This window comes from Streptomyces thermospinosisporus (assembly GCF_039526425.1).
In the GTDB taxonomy this organism is placed as follows: domain Bacteria; phylum Actinomycetota; class Actinomycetes; order Streptomycetales; family Streptomycetaceae; genus Streptomyces; species Streptomyces thermocarboxydovorans.
Window position 1 is genome coordinate 58744 of record NZ_BAAAIZ010000116.1, and the last position, 23472, is coordinate 82215.

Below are 23472 nucleotides of genomic sequence, written 5' to 3' on the forward strand. Positions count from 1 at the left end.
GGCTGCCGGGCTCCTCGGCCGGGGCCGAGGAGGAGTCCGACGGAGTGGGCTCAGGGCTCGGGCTCTCCTCCTTGCCCTCGTCCTGCTTCTTGCACGCCGTGGCCGGAGTGATCAGGTTCGGCTTGATGTCCGCGTCCACATATTTGCCGGCCTTGACGTGGATGCGGTATTGGGCGTTGGGCTTCCAGTCCTCCTCGAAGGTGATGGTGGTGCCCTCGCGGGAGCCCTTGACCACCTTCTCGCCGATCTTCTTCACATCGGCGCCGTTGTTCTCCAGGAACACGGTGACGGTGGCCGGGACGCCCAGGGGATCGACGTCGGTGACGGTGATGACACCCTTGTCACCGACACACTTCGCCTCGGCCGAGAAGTCACTGATGCTGCAGGCGGCAGCGGTGCCGGCGGCCGAGAGCGCGAGCGCGGCCGACGCGGAGACGACTCCGAGGGCGCGCAGGGAGCGAGAGACGGTGCGGCGCGACGCCGCACCACGGGATACGGACAGAACTGTCACGTTTGTCCTTTACTGGGATGCGCAAAAGCGGGGGGTGGAAGGAGAGTTGACCAGACATCAGCTCTCCCAGACGGCACCCAGGTCTATAAGCGTCGCATAAGTAGTGTCAACGCATATGCCGACTGCAGGCCACGGCTTTGCCGAATCATTAATCGCTCAGACGTTTCAGCGCTTCGGGCGCCTCTTCGATCCGGTCCACCAGGGCGATCCGCGCGTCCATGGACCGCTCCCGCGCCAGCGACCGCAGCAGCGGCCAGGCCGGCAGCTTCTCCGTCCAGTGCGCACGGTCCACCAGCACCATGGGGGTGGGTTCCCCGCGCGACTCGTAGTAGTTGGGGGTCGCGTTGTCGAAGATCTCCTGCACGGTCCCGGCGGCGCCCGGCAGGAAGACCACGCCGGCGTTGCAGCGGGCCAGCAGGCCGTCCTCGCGAGTGGAGTTGGCGAAGTACTTCGCGATGTGCGACGCGAAGGCGTTGGGCGGCTCATGCCCGTAGAACCAGGTCGGGATGCCGACCGAGTGGTTGCCCTTCGGCCAGCGGGTGCGCACCTCGAAGGCGGCGCGGGCCCAGTCGGTGACCGACGGCGCGAACGAGGGCGCCGCGGCGAGCACTTCGCAGGCCCCGTCCAGCATCCCGTCGTCGTACGGGGCCGCGTACGCCCCCAGGTTGGCCGCCTCCATCGCGCCGGGCCCGCCGCCCGTGGCCACCGTGAACCCGTCCCGGGCCAGGGCGCGTCCCAGGCGGGCGGCTCCCCGGTACTGCTCGGTGCCGCGGGCCATCGCATGGCCGCCCATCACGCCCACCACCCGCGCCGTGCGCAGGAGTTCGTCGAGGGCGTCGGACATGGAGTCGTCGTGGACGGCGCGCAGCATCGAGGCGAAGATGTCGCCGTCGGCGGTGGTCCGCCGGAACCAGTCGTAGGCGAGGGCGTCCGGTGTCGCCTCGTAGCCCTTCTCCAGCGAGGCGAACAGCTCGTCGGGGCGGTACAGACGGCTCCGGTAGGGGTCGAAGGGCAGCCCGGGCACCGGCGGCAGAACCAGCGCGCCGGCGGCGCGGAGCTTGGCCTCGGCCTCGGCGCGCATCCGGCAGCCCAGGAACACCGCCTGCGTGGTGTCCGTGGTCAGCAACTCCCTTGTCCGGTCGGTCAGATCGACGGACTGCACCCGGTACCGGGCGAGGGTGCCCCGCGCCGAGACGACCGCGTCGAACTCCTCGAGCGTCTCGATCTCGCGGTCACCGTGATGGGCGGCATGAGCGGGCGACGTCTGCACCCGCCCATGCTAGGACCTGCCGGCCGTATCGGTCGGTGCGGCCCTGGGGCGCGGGTCCCATCGCAGGCCGCCCCGAAGCGACCTCAGCCCTCCACCGCGGCCGGGTCCATCCAGACGACCTCCCAGGTGTGGCCGTCGAGGTCGTCGAAGGCGCGGCCGTACATGAAGCCCTGGTCCTGGGTCTCGCCGCTGGGGGAGCCGCCCGCCGCGATCGCCTTGTCGACCAGCTCGTCCACCTTCTCGCGGCTCTCCGCGCTCAGCGCGGTGAGCACCTCGCTGGCCTTGGTCGCGTCGACGATCTCCTTCTTGGTGAACGTGGAGTAGAACTCCTTGGTGAGGAGCATCGCGATGATGTTGTCGCTGATCACGACCGAGGCTGCGTTCTGGTCGCTGAACTGCTCGTTGATCGAGTAGCCGAGCTCGGTGAAGAACTTCCGCGAGGCGGCGAGGTCGCTGACGGGCAGGTTCACAAAGATCATCTGCTGGTACATGGCGGGGTCTCTCCCGTTCGGCTTCATAACGTCCGTGTGTTCGAGGGGTAGACCGGGGGACCCCGCGGAAGTCATCGCTGCCCCGGGGAACTTTTTGCGAGGAGCTTCCTGGCGGACGGCGTCAGGCGGCGAGCGGGAGCGCCGACAGCTCGGCGACGGCCAGCGTCAGCGGAGCGAACAGGGCGACCAGCGCGGCGGACCGGATCGCGGCCGCCCGGCGCAGGGTCGCGGCGGGGGCGCCGAGGCGCAGCAGCGCGTCCGTGGTGAGCGCGCGGGCCTGCCTGGCCTCGGCCGCGGCGGTCAGCAGCGTCGCCACCGCGCAGCCGGTCACCAGGAGCGTCCCGAGGGCGGTGAGCGGGGCGACGGACGGGTCGTCGGTGTCGTAGAGCGAGGTCATGGCGTACGCGGCCGAGATCACCGCGCAGACCACGCCCAGCGGGCGGCCGATGCGCACCGCCTCCGTCATCAGCGCCCGGCCCGCCAGCAGGCGCAGGGCGCCCGGGCGCACCGCCTGCAGCAGCCTGCCGCACAGGTGGGTGAGCCCCGGACCGGCCAGGGCGAGACCGAGGGCGGTCAGCGCGAGCCCGGCCAGCGCCCCGGCCCGCCCGCCGGGCTCGGAGCCCCCGCCGGTACGGCTGACGTAGGCCTCAACGGCCAGCCCCACGGCCAGGACGGCGATGCCCCAGGGCAGTCCGGACGGCGCCGCCAGGGGAGCGGCAGGGGGGACGGCCGGCGAGATCTCGGCGGCCCCGGCGGCCCCGGCGGCCCCGGCGGCCCCGGCTGCCCCGGCTGCCCCGGCTGCCTCGGCCGTCTCGGCCGGCTGCTCCTGGCCGCCTTGCTCCTGGTTGCTCCGGGCCTCTGTCCCGGCCGTGCGCCCGCCGCGTGCTGCCCTGCCCAGGTGGGTGCCGAAGCGTCCGTACGCGCCGAAGGTCTCCCGCACCGGCGTGCGCCGGTAGGCGCCGAAGCGGCCGTACATCCGGGCCATGCGGGAGACGCCGGGCCTCTGCTCGCGCGGGCGCAGCGCCACTGCCACCGCCAGCGAGGCGCTCACCGGCACCACGGCGAGCAGGGTGAGGGCGGCCGGGAGCGGCAGTGGCCGGCCCGCGGCGAGGAAGTCGGCGGCGGCCCCGTCGAAGGGCATGCCGGTCAGGTCGCCGCGCAGATGGAGGAAGACCAGCAGCGCCAGCATCGAGCCCAGCGTGCAGGCGAGGGCCGTGGTCGCCGCGGAGATCGCCATCAGGCGGGCCGGGCCGAGGCCGAGCGCGGACAGGCCGGACCGCGGCCGGGTGGCAGGGTCGGTGCGGGCCACCGCGACCGCGAAGTACACGGTGGCCGCGAGCGGGGCGGCGCACCAGGCCAGGCGCAGCGCCGAGACGGACGGGGTGTCCGGGTGGTTCAGCGCGTGGCCGAGTGCGCCCAGGAGCAGGAAGCCGGTTCCCGCCGAGGCGGCCGCGACCAGCAGGCGGCGCAGCTGGACGGCCGGGCGGGCGCTTCGGGTCAGGCGGAGAGCGAGCACGCGGCCCGGCCCTCCGTCTCGGCGGTCTCGGCGACCGGGGGCAGATGCACGGTGCGGACCCGCCGCCCGTCCAGCAGGGAGACGGTGCGGTCGGCGAGGGCCGCCGTGTCCGGGTCGGCGGTGGCGAGGACGACCGTGATGCCGTGCGAGCGGGCGGCCGTGGTGAGCGTGCGCAGCACGTGCCGGCGGTCCGCGCGGTGCAGCGGGGCGGTCGGCTCGTCGGCGAACAGAACGGTCGGCGCGGGGACCAGGGCGCGGGCGATGCACACCCGCTGGCGCTCGGCGTGCACCAGCTCGCCGGGGTGCTTGCGGGCCTTGTCGCCGACGTCCAGGCGCTCCAGCCACTCCAGTGCCGCGGTCTTGGCCCGGCGGCGGTCGGTGCCGCGCAGCAGCAGCGGCAGCGCGGCGTTCTCCCAGGCGTTCAGCTCGGGGACGAGCACCGGCTCCGGGTCGATCCAGCCGAAGCGCTCCCGGCGCAGCCGCTCCCGGGCGACCGGGCCCAGGGTGTGCATGGGTCCGCTGTTGAACCAGACCTCGCCGCCGTGGACCGGGGTCAGACCGGCGAGGCAGCGCAGCAGGGTGGTCTTGCCGCTGCCGCGCGGGCCGCCGACGGCGAGGATCTCGCCCTCCCGGACGCCGAGCGAGACCCCGCTCAGCCCGGGGGAGCCGTCCGCGTGCCGGAACTGCAGGCCGCGTGCCCAGAGCACGTCGTTGTCCGGTGGGGCCACCATGGCGTACACCTCGGTTCGGATCGGAAATGCCGTGCGCGGTTCGTGGTTTTCCCTCGTGCGGGGGAACGAAGGCAGGGCCGATCGGTCACTGGGCACGCTAGGCAGGAGGCGGCGGCACGCCGGACAGCACGCGGCCCCGGGCCGCCGTTTCTCACTCGAACGGGCGACACCGGGGCCGGTGTTGATCATCCAGGAGGAAGATCGGTACCTCGGCCGGACCGCACCTCGGCCCGAGGCCCGGACCAGCACTTGATCCGGGCCCCTCCCCCTGCAGCTCGGACTAGAGCTTGGTCCACGCCTCGGTGAGGGTGGCGCGCAGGATCTGCTCGATCTCGTCGAAGGTCTCCTGGTTGGAGATCAGCGGCGGCGCGAGCTGGACGACCGGGTCGCCGCGGTCGTCGGCGCGGCAGTACAGGCCGTTCTCGAAGAGCTTCTTGCTGAGGAAGCCGTACAGGACGCGCTCGGTCTCCTCCTCGTTGAAGGACTCCTTGGTGGCCTTGTCCTTGACCAGTTCGATTCCGTAGAAGAAGCCGTTGCCGCGGACGTCGCCGACGATCGGCAGGTCGTGGAGCTTCTCCAGGGTGGAGCGGAAGGCGCCCTCGTTGTCCAGCACATGCTGGTTGAGGTTCTCGCGCTCGAACAGGTCCAGGTTGGCCAGGGCGACCGCGGCGGAGACCGGGTGGCCGCCGAAGGTGTAGCCGTGCAGGAAGGTGTTCTCGCCCTTGTAGAACGGCTCGGCGATGCGGTCGGAGATGATGCAGGCGCCGATCGGGGAGTAGCCCGAGGTCATGCCCTTGGCGCAGGTGATCATGTCGGGCACGTAGCCGAACTTGTCGCAGGCGAAGGTGGTGCCGAGGCGGCCGAAGGCGCAGATGACCTCGTCGGAGACGAGCAGCACGTCGTACTGGTCGCAGATCTCGCGCACCCGCTGGAAGTAGCCGGGCGGGGGCGGGAAGCAGCCGCCGGCGTTCTGCACCGGCTCCAGGAAGACCGCGGCGACGGTGTCGGGGCCCTCGAAGAGGATCTGCTGCTCGATCTGGTCGGCGGCCCAGCGGCCGAAGGCCTCCGGGTCGTCGCCGAAGATCGGGGCGCGGTAGATGTTGGTGTTCGGCACCTTGTGCGCGCCGGGCACCAGCGGCTCGAACGGCGCCTTCAGGGCGGGCAGGCCGGTGATGGACAGGGCGCCCTGCGGGGTGCCGTGGTAGGCGACCGCGCGGGAGATGACCTTGTGCTTGGTGGGCCTGCCGGTGAGCTTGAAGTACTGCTTGGCGAGCTTCCAGGCGGTCTCCACCGCCTCTCCGCCCCCGGTGGTGAAGAAGACCTTGTTCAGGTCGCCCGGGGCCTCGTCGGCCAGCCGCTCGGCCAGCTCCACGGCCTTGGGGTGGGCGTAGGACCACACAGGGAAGAAGGCCAGCTCCTGCGCCTGCTTGGAGGCGGTCTCCGCGAGCTCCGTACGGCCGTGGCCCGCCTGTACGACGAACAGGCCGGCGAGACCGTCGAGGTAGCGCTTTCCCTTGTCGTCGTAGATGTAGGTGCCCTCGCCCCGGACGATGGTGGGCACGGGCGCGTTCTCGTACGAGGACATGCGGGTGAAGTGCATCCACAGGTGCTCGTACGCGGACTTGCTGAGGTCGTTGGGGCTGTCGGTGCTCACGGTTATCGGGTTCCCCACATGTAGGTCTGCTTCTTGAGCTTCAGGTAGACGAAGCTCTCGGTGGAGCGCACTCCGGGCAGGGCCCGTATGCGTTTGTTGATGACCTCCAGCAGATGGTCGTCGTCCTCGCAGACGATCTCGACCATCAGATCGAAGGAGCCGGCGGTCATCACCACGTACTCGCATTCGGCCATCTCGGTCAGCGCGTCGGCGACGGCCTCCACATCACCTTCCACGTTGACGCCGACCATCGCCTGCCGGCGGAAGCCCACGGTGAGCGGGTCCGTGACGGCGACGATCTGCATCACGCCCTGGTCGAGCAGTTTCTGCACCCGCTGGCGCACGGCCGCCTCGGACAGGCCGACGGCCTTGCCGATGGCCGCGTAGGGACGTCTGCCGTCCTCCTGCAGCTGCTCGATGATGGCGAGGGAGACGGAGTCCAGCTGGGGACTGCCGCCGTTGCGGGACTCGCGGGAGTCCTTCGGGTCTGCGCTTCGACTGGCCACGAGGTCACTGTGCACGACGTCTCGACAGTTTCGCAAGGCGTTGGCGATGAAATCCGTTGTTGAAGGGATCGTAACGTGCGGATTTCGCAGAACGGTGCCGGGCGGGGGTGTTGAAAACGTCAGCCCTCTGACTAGGGTGGGTGTCTCAGAGGTTGGACAGCTGGACAATCTCGGACACCCACAAGAAGCACTGGAGGGCCTGCAGTGAGCACCGAGCTGCGTCGTCTGCGCAACTACATCGGCGGTGAGTTCCGTGATGCCGCCGACGGACGGACCACCCAGGTGGTCAACCCCGCGACCGGCGAGGCGTACGCGACCGCTCCGCTGTCCGGTCAGGCGGACGTGGACGCCGCGATGGCGGCCGCGGCCGAGGCTTTTCCGGGCTGGCGGGACACCACGCCGGCCGAGCGCCAGAAGGCCCTGCTGAAGATCGCGGACCTCTTCGAGGAGCGGGCCGAGGAGCTGATCGCCGCCGAGGTGGAGAACACGGGCAAGCCCATCGGGCTGACCCGCACCGAGGAGATCCCGCCGATGGTCGACCAGATCCGCTTCTTCGCGGGCGCGGCGCGGATGCTGGAGGGCAAGGGCGCCGGTGAGTACATGGAGGGCCTGACCTCCTTCGTGCGCCGCGAGCCGGTCGGCGTCTGTGCGCAGGTCGCGCCGTGGAACTACCCGATGATGATGGCCGTGTGGAAGTTCGCCCCGGCGATCGCGGCGGGCAACACGGTCGTGCTGAAGCCGTCGGACACCACCCCGGCGTCCACCGTGCTGCTGGCCGAGATCCTCGGCTCCGTCCTCCCCAAGGGCGTCTTCAACGTCATCTGCGGCGACCGCGACACCGGCCGCATGATGGTGGAGCACCCCGTCCCGGCCATGGCCTCCATCACCGGCTCGGTACGGGCCGGCATGCAGGTCGCCGAGACCGCGGCCAAGGACGTCAAGCGGGTCCACCTGGAGCTGGGCGGCAAGGCGCCGGTCGTGGTCTTCGAGGACGTCGACATCGCCAAGGCCGTCGAGGACATCTCGGTCGCCGGCTACTTCAACGCCGGCCAGGACTGCACCGCCGCCACCCGCGTGCTGGTCCACGAGTCGATCCACGACGACTTCGTCGCCGCGCTGGCCAAGGCCGCCAACGAGACCAAGACCGGCATGCCGGACGACGAGGACGTGCTGTACGGCCCGCTCAACAACCCCAACCAGCTCAAGCAGGTCGAGGGCTTCATCGAGCGGCTGCCGGCGCACGCGCGCGTCGAGGCGGGCGGCAAGCGGGTCGGCGAGAAGGGCTACTTCTACGCACCGACCGTGGTCTCCGGCCTCAAGCAGGACGACGAGATCATCCAGAAGGAGGTCTTCGGGCCGGTCATCACCGTCCAGTCCTTCACCGACGAGGACCAGGCCGTCGAGTACGCCAACGGCGTCGAGTACGGGCTGGCCTCCTCGGTGTGGACCAAGGACCACGGGCGCGCGATGCGGATGTCGAAGAAGCTGGACTTCGGGTGCGTCTGGATCAACACGCACATCCCGCTGGTCGCGGAGATGCCGCACGGCGGCTTCAAGAAGTCCGGCTACGGCAAGGACCTGTCGGCGTACGGCTTCGAGGACTACACGCGGATCAAGCACGTGATGACCTCGCTGGACGCATAAGCGCACAGCGTTACAGCGTCCGGGCGCCGTCGGGGCGTGGGGGCGTGTGCGGCCGGCGGTTCGCCGTGGCTGGTCGCGCAGTTCCCCGCGCCCCTTCGGGGTGTTGGGGGCGCCCCTGTTCGACAACGTGTCGGTGTGGGTCGTCTTCGCTTGACGTACCGTCGATTGCCCTGGCGCGCCCGGGCGGGGATGCTGCGGCAATGGTGACCACATCCCGTTCCCTGTCCCGTCGATCGGTGCTGCTCGGCGGGGGTGTGCTGCTCGGTGCGCTGACCGGCTGCGGGGTGCCCGCCGCTCATGTGCCGGCCGCCGAGCGGGCCGCCGCCGATCTGTCCCGCCGGGAGAAGCGGCTCACCTGGGCGAACTGGCCGCTGTACATCGACACCGACGAGGAGCGCCCGTCGCGGCGGCCCACGCTGGAGGCGTTCGAGCGGCGGACGGGGATATCCGTCGAGTACGTCGAGGAGATCAACGACAACGACGAGTTCTTCGGCAAGATCAGTCCCGCGCTGATGAACCGCCAGCCGACCGACCGCGATCTCATCGTCATCAGCGACTGGATGTGCGCGCGGTTCGTGCGGCTCGGCTGGGTGCAGGAGATGGACCGGTCCCGGCAGCCGAACGTCACCAAGTACCTCGACCCGCTGCTGCGCTCGCCCGCCTTCGACCCGGGGCGGAAGTTCACCGTGCCCTGGCAGTCCGGCATCACCGGCATCGCCTACAACCGGCGCCGGGTGGGCCGGGAGATCCGCAGCGTGTCGGACCTGTGGGCGCCCGATCTCAAGGGCAGGGTGACGCTGCTGTCCGGTGTGGACGAGGCGTTCGCGCTGCTGATGCAGGGCAACGGCATCGACATCACCCGGTGGACCGCCGACGACTTCCACACCGTGTGCGACCAGGTGGAGAAGCAGGTGGCCAAGGGCCAGATCCGCCGCTTCACCGGCAACGACTACATCAAGGACCTGTCCAGCGGCGACGTCCTGGCCTGCCAGGCCTACTCCGGTGACGTCATCCAGCTCCAGGCCGACGACCCGGACATCGAGTTCGTCGTCCCCGAGGAGGGCGCCGAGCTGTGGTCGGAGTCGCTGATGATCCCCAACCTGGCCCGGCACAAGGCCAACGCCGAGCTGCTGATCGACCACTACTACGACCCGGAGGTCGCCGCCGAACTGGCCGCCTGGGTCAACTACGTCTGCCCGGTGCCGGCCGCGCAGGACGTCCTCGCCTCCTCCGACGACGAGGAGACCGCGGCCCTCGCCGAGGACCCGCTGATCTTCCCGGACGCCGCGATGCGCGAGCGCCTGGCCATCGCCCGCGACATCGAACCGGGGGAGCGGCAGGAGTTCGCCAGGCGATGGAACAAGATCGTGGGCCTGTAGCAGACTCGCCGTATGGAGACGGGGAACGAACGGGTGGGCGGGGCCGTCACGGTGGGGCTGCTGGCGGCCTGGGCGGTGCATGACGCGGAGGAACTCGCCACGGTGCCGGGGTGGTTGCGCAGGAACGTGCCGCAGCTGCGATCACGGCTTCCTGCCGTCCCGGAGGCGGTCTGGCGGCGGGCGGGGAGCGTCGACCGGCGCCGGTTCGCCGCGGCCGTGGGGGTGATGGGGACGGTCGTCGCCGCCGCGTCGGCCGCCGGGCATCTCAGCGGCGGGCGCTCGGCCTTCTACCAGTCGGCCGTGGACGGCTTCGGGCTGCACGGGCTGGTGCACCTGGCGCAGGCCGCCGCGTTCCGCAGCTACACACCCGGGTCCGTCACCTCGTCCGTGGTCGTCGTCCCCTACGCGCTCTGGGCCCGCGGGCGGCTGCGCCGGGCCGGTGTCCTGCGGCCCGCCCGTCCCCGGGACCTCGCCACGGGCCTTGCCTTCGCGGGTGTGGCGATGGCCGCCTCGCACGTGATCGCCCGAAGGTTGCTTTTTGAACGCGTTCAATAGGCGTGTAGGTTGTCGCCATGAGCGACAGAGTCGCCCTGCTCCAGGGCATCCGTGCGTGGCTGGTCGTGTTCGTGGTGGGTCTGGTGCTGAGCGGGGTGACGGCCTTCCCGCTGGTGCACGAGCTGCGCTGGGCCGAGGAGGTGCTGCGGTCGCTGTCCGCGGGGGAGCACCTGCCCGGGCTCATGGAGTGGGTCGAACGGGTGCGCACCGGCCTGGACACCGCCGACGCCGAGTATCCGTTCCTGCTCTACGGCACCGACTGGCTCGCCTTCGCCCACCTGGTGATCGCTGTCGCCTTCTACGGGCCCTACCGCGACCCCGTGCGGAACATCTGGGTCGTCGAGTTCGGGATGATCGCCTGCGCCGGGATCGTCCCGCTCGCCCTCGTCTGCGGTCCGATCCGCGGGATCCCCCTGTGGTGGAGCGTCATCGACATGGCGTTCGGGGTGTTCGGGGTGATCCCGCTGTGGATCGTGCGGCGGAAGATCAAGCGGCTGGAGTCGCTCACCCCGAGCGGCGCCGTGCCGGTGCCCGCCGCGTGAGGCCGTCGCGCAGGGCGCACAGCACGTCGATGCGGTTGGTGGTGACCGAGTCGACGCCCAGCGCCAGCAGCCGCCGCATGGAGCGGCGGGTGTCCGGGGTCCACACCGACAGCAGGTATCCGTCGCGGTGGACCCGGTCGGCGAGGGCCCGGTCGACCAGGGTGAAGCGGTAGTTGAGCCAGCGCGGCCGGATCGCCTCCAGCAGGGCGGCCCGGGGCGGGGCCAGGGTCGAGCGGGTGAGGGCGATCTCCGCCGACGGGTCCGCGGCGCGGACGGCGAGCATCGCCTCGGCGCCCGCGCAGTAGTAGACCCGGTCCTGCGCACCCGCCTCCCGGACCGCCTCCACCACCCGGCGTGCGTCACGGACGTCCGGCGTGCCGGGCAGGTCCACCATCACCCGGCTGCCCTCGGTCGCCTCCAGCGCGGCGGAGAGCGACGGCACGCCGTCGCCGGTCGCGGCCCTGACCTCCTCCCAGGACAGCGACGTCAGCGGACGGTCCAGCTCCCACAGGCGCTTCAGCGTCGCGTCGTGCAGCAGCACCGGCACGCCGTCCCGGGTGAGCCGTACGTCGATCTCCACCGCGTCGGCGCCCTGCCGCAGGGCGGAGCGCAGGGAGGCGAGGGTGTTCTCGCGGAAGCGATAGGGGTCGCCGCGATGAGCGACGGCGGTCACCTTCTCCACGACGTCCCTTCCCTCTTCTCCGTGAGGGCCTCCATGACGCCCTCCGCGACGTCCTTCATGACGCCCTCCGCGACTCCTTCATGGCGTCCTTACATGGCGTCCTTACATGGCGTCCCTCATGATGTCCTCCCCGACGTCCATGCCCGGTGCTCGGTCAGGAGGCGAGCCAGGAGTCCGTGTACGTGTCGATCTCGGCGGACAGCTTCGCCTTGCCCTCGGCGTCCATGAAGGAGGCCTCCACCGCGTTCTTCGCCAGCGCGGCCAGCCCCCGCTCGTCGAGGTCCAGCAGCCGGGCGGCCACCGCGTACTCGTTGTTCAGGTCGGTGCCGAACATCGGCGGGTCGTCGGAGTTGATCGTCACCAGCACACCGGCCTGCACGAACTCCTTGATCGGGTGCTCGTCCAGGGAGGCCACCGCACGGGTGGCGATGTTGGAGGTGGGGCACACCTCCAGCGCGATGCGCCGCTCGGCGAGGTGAGCCAGCAGCTCCGGGTCGCGGGCGGAGCTGGTGCCGTGGCCGATGCGCTCGGCCCGCAGCTCGTTCAGCGCGTCCCACACCGTCTGCGGCCCGGTGGTCTCACCGGCGTGCGGCACGGACCGCAGGCCGGCCGCGATGGCCCGGTCGAAGCAGGGCTTGAACTGGGGGCGCGGCACGCCGATCTCCGGGCCGCCGAGACCGAAGGAGATCAGCCCCTCCGGGCGCAGCCGGTCGTCGGTCGCCAGCCGCGTGGTCTCCTCGGCGGCCTCCAGCCCGGCCTCGCCGGGGATGTCGAAGCACCAGCGCAGCACCAGGCCGAGCTCCTTCTCGGCCGCCTTGCGGGCGTCCTCTATGGCGTCCATGAACGCGCGCTCGTCGATACCGCGGCGGGTGGAGGAGAAGGGGGTGATGGTCAGCTCGGCGTACCGCACCTGCTGCCGGGCCAGTTCACGCCCGACCTCGTAGGTCAGCAGCCGCACGTCCTCGGGGGTGCGGACCAGGTCGACGACGGACAGATACACCTCGATGAAGTGGGCGAAGTCCGTGAAGGTGAAGTAGTCGGCGAGGGCCTCGACGTCCGAGGGGACCCTGGAGTCGGGGTGGCGGGCGGCCAGCTCCGAGACGATGCGGGGGGAGGCGGAGCCGACGTGGTGGACGTGCAGTTCGGCCTTCGGCAGCCCGGCGATGAAGTCGCTCAGTCCGCGCGAGACGTGCGGCTCGACGAGGTGGTCGGTCAAGGGGTCCTCCCCACGGGCGGCGTCCCCGGGCCGCCGGGCGGCGGGACGCGGATGATCGGCTGATCGGTGACTCGCAGTCATCGTAGGCGGTCCGTCCACGGCCCGGGCGGCGGCGATGGGCGGGCGGGCCGTAGCATGGCGGGACGATCGACGCAGGGGGGATCTCCAGATGACGGACGCGACGCAGCCGGGCGGGCCCAACGCGGGGAACAGCGATCCCTGGGCGCCTCCGGAGCGCCGGACCTCGCTGGAGAAGAACGGCACGCCCCCGCCCGCGCAGTCGTCCGGCACGCCCACCGTGGCGGACGGAGTGCCCGCGCCGCAGGGGCCGTCCGTGCACGACCAGCCCACGGTCGTCTCCATGCCGGGCGCCGGCTTCGCCCCGCCGCACTCGCCGCCGCCCCCGCCCGGGGCCACGCCCCCGGCCGGCAGCGCGCCGTTCGACGGCGGCTCGGGCTCCGCGGTGCCTCCGCCGCCCGTGGCCCCCACCGGCCCCGGAGCGCCGGCCGGCTACGGCTACCCCGGCTATCCCGCGGGCTACGGCTGGCCCGGCATGCCCGGCCAGCGGCAGAACGGCCTCGGCATCGCCTCGATGGTGCTCGGCATCCTCGCCTGCTGCCTGTTCTGCGTGTACGGCGTGGTCTCCGTCGTCCTCGGCATCCTCGCCATCGTCTTCGGCGTCAAGGGCCGCCGTAAGGCCGAGGAGGGCCTCGCCGACAACCACGGTCAGGCCCAGGCCGGTCTGATCATGGGCGTCATCGGGCTGGTCCTCGGCCTGGTCGTGGTGGTGCTGATAGCGATCGGCATCACGGCGGCCATCAACAGCGAGCCGGACGGCTGGGAGGACGAGCCCTACTACGGCGCCGTCCGCCCGGCGGTCACCGCCCCGGCCTTCCACTGAGCCGCACAGCGAGGCACGCACCGAGGCGCCCGGCGCCGCACCGCGACGCCCGCGCCGCCGCGCCGAGGCACCCGCACCGCACACCGACACACAAGCGCCCGTCCCGGCACGTCACCGGTCCGGGCAACAGGATCCACAACCCCCTCCGACGAGGGGGAGCGCATCACTAGGATGCGAGGGTCGTTCAACGGAGGGGAGATCTTTTACATGTCCGGCACCAATCCCACGCCCGGAGGATTCGGGCCGCCGTCCCAGCCCCCGCAGCAGCCGGCCCCGGGCTATGGCTACCCGCAGTCCGGCACCCCGTCCTACGGTTACCCCGCCGCCCCGGGCCAGCAGGGCACGCCCCCGGCGCCCTATCCGCAGTCGGGCGGCTACGGGATGCCGGCCCAGCCCAGCAACGGCATGGGCACCGCCGGACTGGTGCTGGGCATCATCGGCGTGGTCTGCAGCCTCACGTTCTTCCTGTGGTTCTTCGGCGTGATCCTGGGCATCCTCGGGATCATCTTCGGCGCCATCGGCCGCAGCAAGGCCAACCGCGGTGAGGCCACCAACAAGGGGGCGGCCACGGCGGGGCTGGTCTGCGGCATCGTCGCCACCGTGATCCTGCCGCTGCTCGGCCTGCTGCTCTTCGCGAGCCTCATGGGCGCCGCGAGCTGAGCGGAAGCGGCCACAGTCGCAAGGGCCCTTCGGCCGGATCAGCCTGCGGGAATCGCCGGCGCCTTGTCAGCACCAGACCCCGCGTCCGCGGGCTGATCCGAACGACAGGCCCTGGCTAGCCAGGGGCCGGGGCCCGCGCGGACACCTCACCGAGAGGTCCGCACGGGCCCCGGCCCCTTCTGCGCAGAGCCCTCGCACAATCCCCGGCGCGCCCGTCAGCCGCCGCGCAGCCGCCGGCGCGCCTCCATCAGCGCGAAGCCCAGCAGATTCGGGCCGCGCCAGCGCTCCGGGTCCATCGCCCCGTCGTCCGTCGCCGCGAGGCCGATGCCCCACACGCGGTCCACGGGGCTCGCCTCCACCAGGACGCGCTCGCCCGTGTTCAGCAGGAACCGGCGCAGAGCGTCGTGGGCCGCGAACTTGTGGACGCTGCCCTCCACCACGATGCCGAAGCGCTCCTCGCGCCAGACCGCCTCGTCGAAGCCGCGCACCAGGCGCCCCGCCTTCTTCGCCTGGGCGGGATGCTCTGCCGCCAGGATGCGCCGCTCGGCCTCCCGGTCCTGGAAGAGGCGGGCCTTCGCCGCCATCATCCAGTGTTCGGCCGTCGCGTACTCCACGCCGTCCACCGTGAACGGTGACGGCCACCACTGGCTCAGACAGCTCGGCCCGATGCGGCCGTCCGGCCGCGGGCGGTGCCCCCAGAAGTGCAGATACTCGACCTTCTCCCCGGACCGCAGCGCCTCGATCAGCGCCTGTCTCGAGGAGATGTCCCCCCTGATCCTCTCCATGCACGCGAGTGTGGCACGCACCACGGACATTCCGTCCTGCCTTTTCCGCGGTCACTCGACACCTGGTCGACAGATTCCGTCGCGTAACCAAAAGGCAACAACGGAATCACTTGTTGGAGCGCGGTTGCTCTGTCAGGATCGGCAGTCAAATCGAGCTGGAGCCACGCCGCCCCCTCACGGGGACACGGAGGAGAGCGACATGCACAAACCGGGCAACGCCGCCCAGGAGCGATTCCCGGCCCAGGACCGTTTCGCCGATGGCGCGCAGTTCATCGCGGGCCGGTACGCCAAGGGCACCTCGGGGCGCAGCCACACGGTCGTCGACCCGGCCACCGGCGAGGGCGTCTACACCTACGACCTCGCCTCCACCGAGGACGTGGACGCGGCCGTCGCCGCCGCCCGCGAGGCATTCCCGGCCTGGGCGAACGCCACCCCCGCGGAGCGGTCCGAGACGATGCACCGGTTCGCGGCCGTGGTCGCCGAGCGCGCCGAGGAGTTCGCGCGGGCCGAGTCGCTGCAGTGCGGCAAGCCGCTGAAGCTGTCCCGCGAGTTCGACGTGCCGGGCACCATCGACAACATCGCCTTCTTCGCCGGCGCCGCCCGGCACCTGCAGGGCCTGTCGGCCGGTGAGTACTCCGGCGACCACACCTCCTACATCCGCCGTGAGCCCATCGGTGTCGTCGGCTCGATCGCGCCCTGGAACTACCCGCTGCAGATGGCCGCCTGGAAGATCCTCCCGGCGATCGCCGCGGGCAACACCGTCGTGCTCAAGCCCGCCGAGCTGACCCCGCTGACCTCGCTGCTGTTCGCCGAGGCCGCCACCGACGCGGGCATCCCGGACGGCGTGATCAACATCGTCACCGGCACCGGCAAGGAGGCCGGCGAGCACCTCGTCGGCCACCCGGACGTGGCCATGACGTCCTTCACCGGCTCGACCGCCGTCGGCAAGCGCGTCGCGGAGATCGCCACCGCCACCGTCAAGCGCCTCCACCTGGAGCTCGGCGGCAAGGCCCCGTTCGTGGTCTTCGACGACGCCGACCTGGACGCCGCCGTGAACGGCGCGGTGGCCGGCGCCCTGATCAACACCGGTCAGGACTGCACCGCCGCCACCCGCGCCTATGTGCAGCGCCCGCTGTACGAGGCGTTCGTCGAGCGCACCGCCGCCCTGATGGAGACCGTGCGGCTCGGCGACCCGTTCGCCCCCGGCACCGACCTCGGCCCGCTGATCTCGCACGCCCAGCGCGACCGGGTGGCCGGATTCGTCGACCGGGCCCGCGGCTACGCCCGTGTGGTGACCGGTGGCGAAGCGCCCTTGGGCGAGCTGAGGAACGGCGCGTACTATCGCCCTACACTGATTGCCGGCGCGCCGCAGGACAGCGAGGTCGTCCAGGCCGAGATCTTCGGGCCGGTCCTGGTCGTGCTGCCCTTCGACACCGACGACGAGGGCCTCGCACTGGCCAACGACACGCCCTACGGGCTCGCCGCCTCCGCCTGGAGCCGCGACCTGTACCGGGCCAACCGGGCCACCCGCGAGATCAAGGCCGGATGTGTGTGGATCAACGACCACATCCCGATCATCAGCGAGATGCCACACGGCGGCTACAAGGCGTCCGGCTTCGGCAAGGACATGTCCGCGTACTCCTTCGAGGAGTACACGCAGATCAAACACGTCATGTTCGACAACACCGCGGTGGTCCGCAAGGACTGGCACCGCACCGTCTTCGGGGACCGTTAGCAACCAGGCCGCCTGACCCGCGGCCCCCTCCCGAAAGGGCAGCAACGCGCATGGAGCAGTACGAGCCCGACCGCCTCTCCCCGGCCCAGGTGGCCGCCATGCGGCGCAGTTTCCGCAACGGCCGAGCGGCCCTGACCCGCCGGTCGCTGCTGCGCGCCTCCGCGGGCGGCGCGCTCGCCGCCGGCGGTCTCGCCGCGCTGACCGGCTGTGGCATCCCCCCGGCCGGCAACACCGAGGGAGGCGTCTCGGCGGAGGACCACTCCAAGGAGGAGAAGACTGTCAACTTCTCCAACTGGACCGAGTACATGGACGTCGACGAAAGCGGGAGCAAGCACCCGACGCTGGAGGCGTTCACCAAGCGGACCGGCATCAAGGTCAAGTACACCGAGGACATCAACGACAACACCGAGTTCTTCGGCAAGATCAAGCCGCAGCTCGCCGCGGGCCAGGACACCGGCCGCGACATCATCGTCCTCACCGACTGGCTGGCCGCGCGGCTGATCCGGCTCGGCTGGGTGCAGAAGCTCGACCCGGCCAACCTGCCGAACGCGTTCGCCAACCTCTCCGCCCAGTTCCGCAGCCCCGACTGGGACCCGGGCCGCGCCTACTCCTACCCCTGGCAGGGCATCTCCACCGTCATCGCCTTCAACAAGAAGGCGCTCGACGGCGTCGAGGTGAAGACCCTCTCCGACCTGCTGGACAACCCGAAGCTCAAGGGCCGGGTGGGTCTGCTCACCGAGATGCGCGACACCGTCGGCATGACCCTGCTCGACATGGACAAGGACCCGGGGAAGTTCACCGCCGACGACTACGACGCGGCGATCGCCCGGCTGCAGAAGGCCGTCGACAAGAGCCAGATCCGCCGCTTCACCGGCAACGACTACACCTCCGACCTCACCAAGGGCGACCTGGCGGCCTGCCTGGCCTGGGCCGGGGACGTCGTCCAGCTGAAGGCCGACAACCCGGACATCGACTTCGTGATCCCGGACAGCGGCTACATGACCAGCAGCGACAACATGCTGATCCCCAACAAGGCCCGCCACAAGACGAACGCCGAGCGGCTGATCGACTACTACTTCGAGCCGCGGCCGGCCGCCCAGCTCGCCGCCTACATCAACTTCGTCTGCCCGGTCGACGGGGTGAAGGCCGAGCTGGAGAAGATCGACAAGGACGCGGCGAACAACCCGCTGATCATCCCCGACAAGGCCATGCAGGCCAAGTCCCGTGCCTTCCGCTCGCTGAGCTCCAAGGAAGAGACGGCATTCGAAGAGAAGTTCGCGAAGCTCACTGGGGCGTGACGAGATGAAGACGACCAACGACACGGCGGCTCACGGCGGGGACGTCCGCCTCACCGGCATCACCAAGAAGTACGGCTCCTTCACCGCCGTGCACCCGCTCGACCTGACCGTCCCGCAGGGCTCCTTCTTCGCCCTGCTCGGCGCGTCCGGCTGCGGCAAGACCACCACCCTGCGCATGATCGCCGGCCTGGAGGAGCCCACCGCCGGCACCGTCCACCTCGGCGACCAGGACGTCACCGCGCTCCCGCCCTACAAGCGGCCGGTGAACACGGTGTTCCAGTCCTACGCCCTCTTCCCGCACCTCGACATCTTCGAGAACGTCGCCTTCGGTCTGCGCCGGCGCGGCATCAAGAGCGTGAAGAAGCAGGTCGAGGAGATGCTGGAGCTGGTCCAGCTCGGTGAGCAGGCCCGCAAGAAGCCGCACCAGCTCTCCGGCGGCCAGCAGCAGCGCGTCGCCGTCGCCCGCGCGCTCATCAACCACCCCAAGGTGCTGCTGCTCGACGAGCCGCTCGGCGCCCTCGACCTGAAGCTGCGCCGCCAGATGCAGCTGGAGCTCAAGCGCATCCAGACCGAGGTCGGCATCACCTTCGTGCATGTCACGCACGACCAGGAGGAGGCCATGACCATGGCCGACACCGTCGCGGTGATGAACGCCGGCCGGGTCGAGCAGCTCGGCTCGCCCACCGACCTGTACGAGAACCCGCGCACCACCTTCGTCGCCAACTTCCTCGGCACCTCCAACCTCATCGAGGCCGAGGTGGACTCCACGTCCGGCAGCGAGATCGTGCTGAAGGCGGGCGGCGGCAAGCTCGTGCTGCCCGAGGCCCGCAACAGCGCCCCCGCCCGGACCGGCGGCAAGGTGCTGGTCGGGGTGCGCCCGGAGAAGATCTCCCTCACCCACGCCGACGACGCCGGGGAGATCCCCGAGGGCCGCAACCGGATCACCGGACGCATAGCCGACTCCAGCTTCATCGGCGTCTCCACCCAGTACGTGATCGACAGCCCGGTCTGCCCCGAGTTCGAGGTCTATGTGCAGAACATCGACCGCGACTCCCGGCTGACGCCCGGAGCCGAGGTCGTCCTGCACTGGAACCCGGAGCACACCTTCGGCCTGGACGCGGCGCAGGACATCGACGCCGGAGTCGAGACGGTCGAGGAAGAGGTCGCCTGATGGCCGCGGTCACCGAGGCGCCGCCCCTGGCGCCCACCCCCGCACCGGAGAAGAAGGCACCGCGCAAGCGGGGCCGCTGGATGCCGTATCTGCTCCTGCTGCCCGGCCTGCTCTGGCTGGTGGTGTTCTTCGCGCTGCCGGTGATCTACCAGGCCTCCACGTCCGTGCAGACGGGCTCCCTGGAGGAGGGCTACCAGGTCACCTGGCACTTCGCCACCTACTGGGACGCGCTGTCCGAGTACTGGCCGCAGTTCATGCGCTCCGTGCTCTACGCGGCCTCCGCGACCGTGCTGTGCCTGCTGTTCGGCTACCCGCTGGCCTATCTGATCGCCTTCCGCGCGGGACGCTGGCGCAACCTGATCATGATGCTGGTGATCGCGCCGTTCTTCACCAGCTTCCTGATCCGCACCCTCGCCTGGAAGACGATCCTCGCCGACGGCGGGCCGGTGGTCGGCGCCCTGGACGCGCTGCATGTCCTGGACGTGACGTCCTGGCTCGGCTGGACCGCCGGCGACCGGGTGCTCGCCACCCCGATGGCGGTGGTCTGCGGTCTGACGTACAACTTCCTGCCGTTCATGATCCTGCCGCTGTACACCTCGCTGGAGCGGATCGACCCGCGCCTGCACGAGGCGGCGAACGACCTGTACGCCGAGCCGTCGACGACCTTCCGCAAGGTCACCTTCCCGCTGTCGATGCCCGGCGTGGTCTCCGGCACCCTGCTGACCTTCATCCCGGCCACCGGCGACTACGTCAACGCGGATCTGCTCGGCTCCACCGACACCCGCATGGTGGGCAATGTGATCCAGTCCCAGTTCCTGCGGATTCTCGACTATCCGACGGCCGCGGCACTCTCGTTCATCCTGATGGCCGCGATCCTGATCATGGTCACGCTCTACATCCGCAAGTCCGGCACGGAGGATCTGGTTTAAATGGCCTTCGTCAACTGGCTCAAACGCCATTTCGTCGTCATCGCGGGACTGCTGACCCTCGCCTACCTCCTGCTGCCGAACGTCGTCGTCACGGTGTTCTCCTTCAACAAGCCGAAGGGCCGTTTCAACTACCAATGGCAGGAGTTCTCCACGGACGCCTGGCGCGACCCCTGCGGCGTCTCCGGACTGTGCGGCTCGCTCTCGCTCAGCCTGCAGATCGCCCTGTGGGCGATGCTCGGCGCCACCCTGCTCGGCACGATGATCGCCTTCGCGCTGGTCCGCTACCGCTTCCGCGCCCGCGGCGCCGTCAACTCGCTGATCTTCCTGCCGATGGCGATGCCCGAGGTGGTCATGGCGGCCTCGCTGCTGACCCTGTTCCTCAACATGGGCGCGCAGCTGGGCTTCTGGACGATCCTGATCGCCCACATCATGTTCTGCCTCAGCTTCGTCGTGGTCGCGGTCAAGGCGCGCGTGATGAGCATGGACCCGCGCCTGGAGCAGGCCGCCCAGGACCTGTACGCCGGTCCGTTCCAGACGTTCCTGCGCGTCACCCTGCCGATCGCCGCCCCCGGTATCGCGGCGGGCGCGCTGCTCGCCTTCGCGCTCTCCTTCGACGACTTCATCATCACCAACTTCAACGCCGGCTCGACCGTCACCTTCCCGATGTTCGTCTGGGGCTCCGCCCAGCGCGGAACGCCCGTGCAGATCAATGTCATCGGTACGGCGATGTTCGTGGTGGCCGTCCTGCTGGTGCTGGTGTCCATGGCCGTCGGAAACCGCCGCAAGCGGCAGAAGGCCTGAGCTGCGGCCGCCGTACCCGGCCGGTACGGCGGCCGTCCCGTACCGGAAAGCAATCCCAGAAACACCGGAAACACCAGAAACACTGGAAACACCAGAAACATCAGAAACACAACCGCACAAAGCGCAACCGCAGTCCGCTGTAGGGAGTTGAAATCATGGCCCGTAGTGCCATGAGCCATTGGACGAAATCCCTTTCCGAGGCCCGCCCGGTGGCCTACTGGCTGGACGACCCCGGCCGCCCGGACCCCGAGCCGGCCCTCACCGGCGCCGAGAGCTGCGACCTGCTCGTCGTCGGCGGCGGCTACAGCGGACTGTGGACCGCGCTGATCGCCAAGGAACGCGACCCCTCCCGCGACGTGGTCCTGCTGGAGGGCCGCGAGGTGGGCTGGGCCGCCTCCGGCCGCAACGGCGGATTCTGCGCCGCCTCCCTCACCCACGGCCTGCCCAACGGCCTGACCCGCTGGCCGGCCGAGATCCGCCGGCTGGAGGAACTGGGCCGGCGCAACCTCGACGCCATCGAGGAGGCGGTCGCCCGCTACTCCATCGACTGCGACTTCGAACGCACCGGCGAGATCGACGTCGCCACCGAGGACTACCAGGCGCGCGAACTGCGCGAGTGGTACGAGGAGATCGACCGGCGGAACCTCGCCGACGGCCTCGAGTTCCTGGACGCCGAGGCGGTCCGCGAGCAGGTGAACTCCCCGACCTTCAAGGCGGGGCTCTGGGACCGCCGCGGCGTGGCCATGCTGAACCCGGCCAGGCTGGCCTGGGGACTGAAGCGGGCCTGCCTGGAGCTCGGGGTGCGCCTCTACGAGCACACCCCCGCCCTGTCGCTGAAGCCGCACGGGGCGGGCATGGCCGTCCGCACCCCGTACGGCTCCGTCCGCGCCCGCCAAGTGGCCCTGGGCACCAACGTCTTCCCCAACCTGGTCCGCCGCGTCCGCTCCTACACCGTCCCCGTCTACGACTACGCCCTGATGACCGAGCCGCTGACGGCCGATCAGCTCCAGTCCATCGGCTGGAAGAACCGGCAGGGGCTCGGGGACAGCGCCAACCAGTTCCACTACTTCCGGCTCTCCGCCGACAACCGGATCCTGTGGGGCGGCTACGACGCGATCTACCCCTACGGCGGCCGGGTGCGCGCCGAGTACGACCACCGGCCCGAGACCTACGCCAAGCTCGCCGGGCACTTCTTCACCTGCTTCCCGCAGCTGGAGGGCCTGCGCTTCACCCACGCCTGGGGCGGGGCGATCGACACCTGCTCCCGCTTCTCCGCCTTCTTCGGCACCGCCCACGCGGGCAAGGTGGCCTACGCGGCCGGCTACACCGGGCTGGGCGTGGGCGCCACCCGGTTCGGCGCCGAGGTGATGCTGGACCTGCTGGCGGGGGAGCGGACCGAGCGCACCGAGCTGGAGATGGTGCGCAAGAAGCCGCTGCCGTTCCCGCCCGAGCCGTTCGCCTGGGCCGGCATCGCCATCACCAAGTGGTCGCTGGCCCGCGCCGATGCCAACGGCGGCCGGCGCAACCTGTGGCTGCGCACCATGGACCGGCTGGGGCTCGGCTTCGACAGCTGAGCCGGTCAGACGGTCCCGCAACTCGGGCTTCGTCGGCACCGATCCGAGAAGTCGTCGGCATCGATCCGAAAGCCGCCGGCATCGATCCGAAAAAGATGCCGCAACCCGCGTAATGCCCGCCCCCGGCCTCCCTCTCCCTCGTGACGCGACCGCGTCCACGACTGAGACGGAGGCCGTTTGCATGACAGGGGCGAACTCGGCGGTCGAGTGGCTCTCATCCGTCGCACCCGATCCCGAGGCATGCCGCAGGGCGTGGGAACGCAACCCCCACGGGGTGGCCCTGCTGCCCGCCGGCAAGGCCTGGGACGTCCTGATCGTGCCGGGCGAACTCGGCTGTCCCACGCTCGACGTGCTCACCCGGGTCCTGGACCGGCCGGGCCCGGTCCTGGCCGACTTCGGGGACGCGCGGATGGGCTTCCTGGTGCCGCCCGGCACCGCCGCCCGCTGGCTCGGCACCGGGATCCGCGCGGCGGGGGAGGGCACCTGGATCGTGGTACCGCATCCGCTGCGCGCGGCCACCGGAGGCGTGCGCTGGCTGGTCCCGCCGGACGGTACGGGCACGCTCACCGACCCGGCGCTGCTCGAACTGGCCCTGCACGAGGCGGCCGCCGGGCGCCGGGACTATTGACAACCTGATTGGTCTGGACCAACTTTGAGGCGCTCCACCCGTGCCCGCCGTCGACGTGTGCGCCGCCCGCGCGAACCCCGTGCCGTGCGACCCGTGCGACTCCGCGCTGATCTGCACTGATCCGTGCCGATTCGTGCTGATCCGTGCTGATCCGTGCTGATCCGCGCGGCTCCGCGCAGCCCCTCCAATTCCCCCACCACCGGAGGCACTTGTGGACCGCCCCACACCGTTCAGACCGTTCAGACTGCTCGCCGTGCTCACCACCGCGGCCGCCCTGGCCGCCTCCGGTATCT

23 protein-coding genes are annotated in these 23472 nt (G+C 70.6%); 13 read left to right on the forward strand and 10 right to left on the reverse strand.

What is annotated here, in order from left to right; genetic code table 11:
- The 7 genes from ABD207_RS29350 to ABD207_RS29380 all read right to left on the reverse strand — a co-directional run.
- Positions 1–511 (reverse strand): sortase-dependent protein (locus tag ABD207_RS29350; RefSeq protein ID WP_344016270.1); only part of this gene is annotated, 511 nt, incomplete at its 3' end.
- A gap of 148 nt (positions 512–659) precedes the next feature.
- Entirely contained in the window at positions 660–1781 is a 1122-nt protein-coding gene (locus ABD207_RS29355) for an LOG family protein (protein ID WP_344016271.1), read from the reverse strand.
- Between the two features lie 83 nt (positions 1782–1864).
- Complete coding sequence (locus tag ABD207_RS29360) at positions 1865–2272, reverse strand: VOC family protein (RefSeq protein ID WP_344016272.1); 408 nt, start codon at positions 2270–2272, stop codon at positions 1865–1867.
- 121 nt (positions 2273–2393) lie between these two features.
- Entirely contained in the window at positions 2394–3788 is a 1395-nt protein-coding gene (locus ABD207_RS29365) for a hypothetical protein (protein ID WP_344016273.1), read from the reverse strand.
- Positions 3770–4519 (reverse strand): ABC transporter ATP-binding protein, encoded by a 750-nt coding sequence (locus tag ABD207_RS29370; protein WP_344016274.1) that lies wholly within the window; start codon positions 4517–4519, stop codon positions 3770–3772. The genes ABD207_RS29365 and ABD207_RS29370 overlap by 19 nt, the downstream gene beginning before the upstream one ends.
- Positions 4520–4799: 280 nt before the next feature.
- Entirely contained in the window at positions 4800–6173 is a 1374-nt protein-coding gene (locus tag ABD207_RS29375) for an aspartate aminotransferase family protein (protein WP_344016275.1), read from the reverse strand.
- A gap of 2 nt (positions 6174–6175) precedes the next feature.
- On the reverse strand, positions 6176–6694 hold the full coding sequence (locus tag ABD207_RS29380) for an Lrp/AsnC family transcriptional regulator (protein WP_344016276.1): 519 nt from the start codon (positions 6692–6694) through the stop codon (positions 6176–6178).
- A gap of 189 nt (positions 6695–6883) precedes the next feature.
- Here ABD207_RS29380 and ABD207_RS29385 point away from each other — a divergent pair, with 189 nt between their 5' ends.
- From ABD207_RS29385 to ABD207_RS29400, 4 genes are all read left to right on the forward strand, one after another.
- Positions 6884–8323, forward strand: a complete 1440-nt coding sequence (locus ABD207_RS29385; RefSeq protein WP_344016277.1) for a gamma-aminobutyraldehyde dehydrogenase — start codon at positions 6884–6886, stop codon at positions 8321–8323.
- Positions 8324–8523: 200 nt separating this feature from the next.
- Positions 8524–9702, forward strand: coding sequence for a polyamine ABC transporter substrate-binding protein (locus ABD207_RS29390; RefSeq protein WP_344016278.1), 1179 nt, complete (start codon positions 8524–8526; stop codon positions 9700–9702).
- Between the two features lie 12 nt (positions 9703–9714).
- Positions 9715–10257 (forward strand): HXXEE domain-containing protein, encoded by a 543-nt coding sequence (locus tag ABD207_RS29395; protein ID WP_344016279.1) that lies wholly within the window; start codon positions 9715–9717, stop codon positions 10255–10257.
- 17 nt (positions 10258–10274) lie between these two features.
- Positions 10275–10799 carry a hypothetical protein gene (locus tag ABD207_RS29400; protein WP_344016280.1) on the forward strand — a complete coding sequence of 175 codons (525 nt, stop codon included), beginning with the start codon at positions 10275–10277 and terminating at the stop codon, positions 10797–10799.
- Here ABD207_RS29400 and ABD207_RS29405 read toward each other — a convergent pair.
- Positions 10762–11481 (reverse strand): glycerophosphodiester phosphodiesterase, encoded by a 720-nt coding sequence (locus tag ABD207_RS29405; RefSeq protein WP_344016281.1) that lies wholly within the window; start codon positions 11479–11481, stop codon positions 10762–10764. The genes ABD207_RS29400 and ABD207_RS29405 overlap by 38 nt on opposite strands.
- Before the next feature lie 154 nt (positions 11482–11635).
- Complete coding sequence (locus ABD207_RS29410; protein ID WP_425580862.1) at positions 11636–12697, reverse strand: adenosine deaminase; 1062 nt, start codon at positions 12695–12697, stop codon at positions 11636–11638.
- A 169-nt stretch (positions 12698–12866) separates the two neighbouring features.
- Between ABD207_RS29410 and ABD207_RS29415 the strand changes: the two genes are divergently transcribed.
- On the forward strand, positions 12867–13598 hold the full coding sequence (locus ABD207_RS29415) for a DUF4190 domain-containing protein (protein WP_344016283.1): 732 nt from the start codon (positions 12867–12869) through the stop codon (positions 13596–13598).
- A gap of 207 nt (positions 13599–13805) precedes the next feature.
- Positions 13806–14258 (forward strand): DUF4190 domain-containing protein, encoded by a 453-nt coding sequence (locus ABD207_RS29420; protein WP_344016285.1) that lies wholly within the window; start codon positions 13806–13808, stop codon positions 14256–14258.
- Between the two features lie 215 nt (positions 14259–14473).
- Here the strand turns inward: ABD207_RS29420 and ybiA are convergent, their stop codons facing one another.
- On the reverse strand, positions 14474–15043 hold the full coding sequence (gene ybiA, locus ABD207_RS29425) for a riboflavin biosynthesis intermediates N-glycosidase (RefSeq protein WP_425580863.1): 570 nt from the start codon (positions 15041–15043) through the stop codon (positions 14474–14476).
- Positions 15044–15242: 199 nt separating this feature from the next.
- Here ybiA and ABD207_RS29430 point away from each other — a divergent pair, with 199 nt between their 5' ends.
- The 7 genes from ABD207_RS29430 to ABD207_RS29460 all read left to right on the forward strand — a co-directional run bounded on the left by ABD207_RS29430 (position 15243) and on the right by ABD207_RS29460 (position 23179).
- Positions 15243–16778 carry a gamma-aminobutyraldehyde dehydrogenase gene (locus ABD207_RS29430; protein ID WP_344016287.1) on the forward strand — a complete coding sequence of 512 codons (1536 nt, stop codon included), beginning with the start codon at positions 15243–15245 and terminating at the stop codon, positions 16776–16778.
- 50 nt (positions 16779–16828) lie between these two features.
- Positions 16829–18076, forward strand: a complete 1248-nt coding sequence (locus ABD207_RS29435; RefSeq protein WP_344016288.1) for a polyamine ABC transporter substrate-binding protein — start codon at positions 16829–16831, stop codon at positions 18074–18076.
- Positions 18077–18080: 4 nt separating this feature from the next.
- A complete protein-coding gene (locus tag ABD207_RS29440) occupies positions 18081–19247 on the forward strand; it encodes an ABC transporter ATP-binding protein (RefSeq protein WP_344016289.1) in 1167 nt (388 codons plus the stop codon).
- On the forward strand, positions 19247–20176 hold the full coding sequence (locus ABD207_RS29445; RefSeq protein WP_344016290.1) for an ABC transporter permease: 930 nt from the start codon (positions 19247–19249) through the stop codon (positions 20174–20176). The genes ABD207_RS29440 and ABD207_RS29445 overlap by 1 nt, the downstream gene beginning before the upstream one ends.
- Positions 20177–20977, forward strand: a complete 801-nt coding sequence (locus ABD207_RS29450) for an ABC transporter permease (protein ID WP_344016291.1) — start codon at positions 20177–20179, stop codon at positions 20975–20977.
- Positions 20978–21132: 155 nt separating this feature from the next.
- Positions 21133–22551 (forward strand): NAD(P)/FAD-dependent oxidoreductase, encoded by a 1419-nt coding sequence (locus tag ABD207_RS29455; protein ID WP_344016292.1) that lies wholly within the window; start codon positions 21133–21135, stop codon positions 22549–22551.
- A gap of 181 nt (positions 22552–22732) precedes the next feature.
- Entirely contained in the window at positions 22733–23179 is a 447-nt protein-coding gene (locus tag ABD207_RS29460; RefSeq protein WP_344016293.1) for a bifunctional DNA primase/polymerase, read from the forward strand.
- Positions 23180–23472 lie beyond the last annotated feature (293 nt).

Coding starts and splice junctions, on each gene's coding strand:
- ABD207_RS29360 (WP_344016272.1), bottom strand. CDS start 2,272: ATGTACCAGCAGATGATCTTTGTGAACCTGCCCGTCAGCGACCTCGCC.
- ABD207_RS29370 (WP_344016274.1), bottom strand. CDS start 4,519: ATGGTGGCCCCACCGGACAACGACGTGCTCTGGGCACGCGGCCTGCAG.
- ABD207_RS29390 (WP_344016278.1), top strand. CDS start 8,524: ATGGTGACCACATCCCGTTCCCTGTCCCGTCGATCGGTGCTGCTCGGC.
- ABD207_RS29395 (WP_344016279.1), top strand. CDS start 9,715: ATGGAGACGGGGAACGAACGGGTGGGCGGGGCCGTCACGGTGGGGCTG.
- ABD207_RS29400 (WP_344016280.1), top strand. CDS start 10,275: ATGAGCGACAGAGTCGCCCTGCTCCAGGGCATCCGTGCGTGGCTGGTC.
- ABD207_RS29415 (WP_344016283.1), top strand. CDS start 12,867: ATGACGGACGCGACGCAGCCGGGCGGGCCCAACGCGGGGAACAGCGAT.
- ABD207_RS29420 (WP_344016285.1), top strand. CDS start 13,806: ATGTCCGGCACCAATCCCACGCCCGGAGGATTCGGGCCGCCGTCCCAG.
- ybiA (WP_425580863.1), bottom strand. CDS start 15,043: ATGGAGAGGATCAGGGGGGACATCTCCTCGAGACAGGCGCTGATCGAG.
- ABD207_RS29430 (WP_344016287.1), top strand. CDS start 15,243: ATGCACAAACCGGGCAACGCCGCCCAGGAGCGATTCCCGGCCCAGGAC.
- ABD207_RS29435 (WP_344016288.1), top strand. CDS start 16,829: ATGGAGCAGTACGAGCCCGACCGCCTCTCCCCGGCCCAGGTGGCCGCC.
- ABD207_RS29440 (WP_344016289.1), top strand. CDS start 18,081: ATGAAGACGACCAACGACACGGCGGCTCACGGCGGGGACGTCCGCCTC.
- ABD207_RS29445 (WP_344016290.1), top strand. CDS start 19,247: ATGGCCGCGGTCACCGAGGCGCCGCCCCTGGCGCCCACCCCCGCACCG.
- ABD207_RS29450 (WP_344016291.1), top strand. CDS start 20,177: ATGGCCTTCGTCAACTGGCTCAAACGCCATTTCGTCGTCATCGCGGGA.
- ABD207_RS29455 (WP_344016292.1), top strand. CDS start 21,133: ATGGCCCGTAGTGCCATGAGCCATTGGACGAAATCCCTTTCCGAGGCC.
- ABD207_RS29460 (WP_344016293.1), top strand. CDS start 22,733: ATGACAGGGGCGAACTCGGCGGTCGAGTGGCTCTCATCCGTCGCACCC.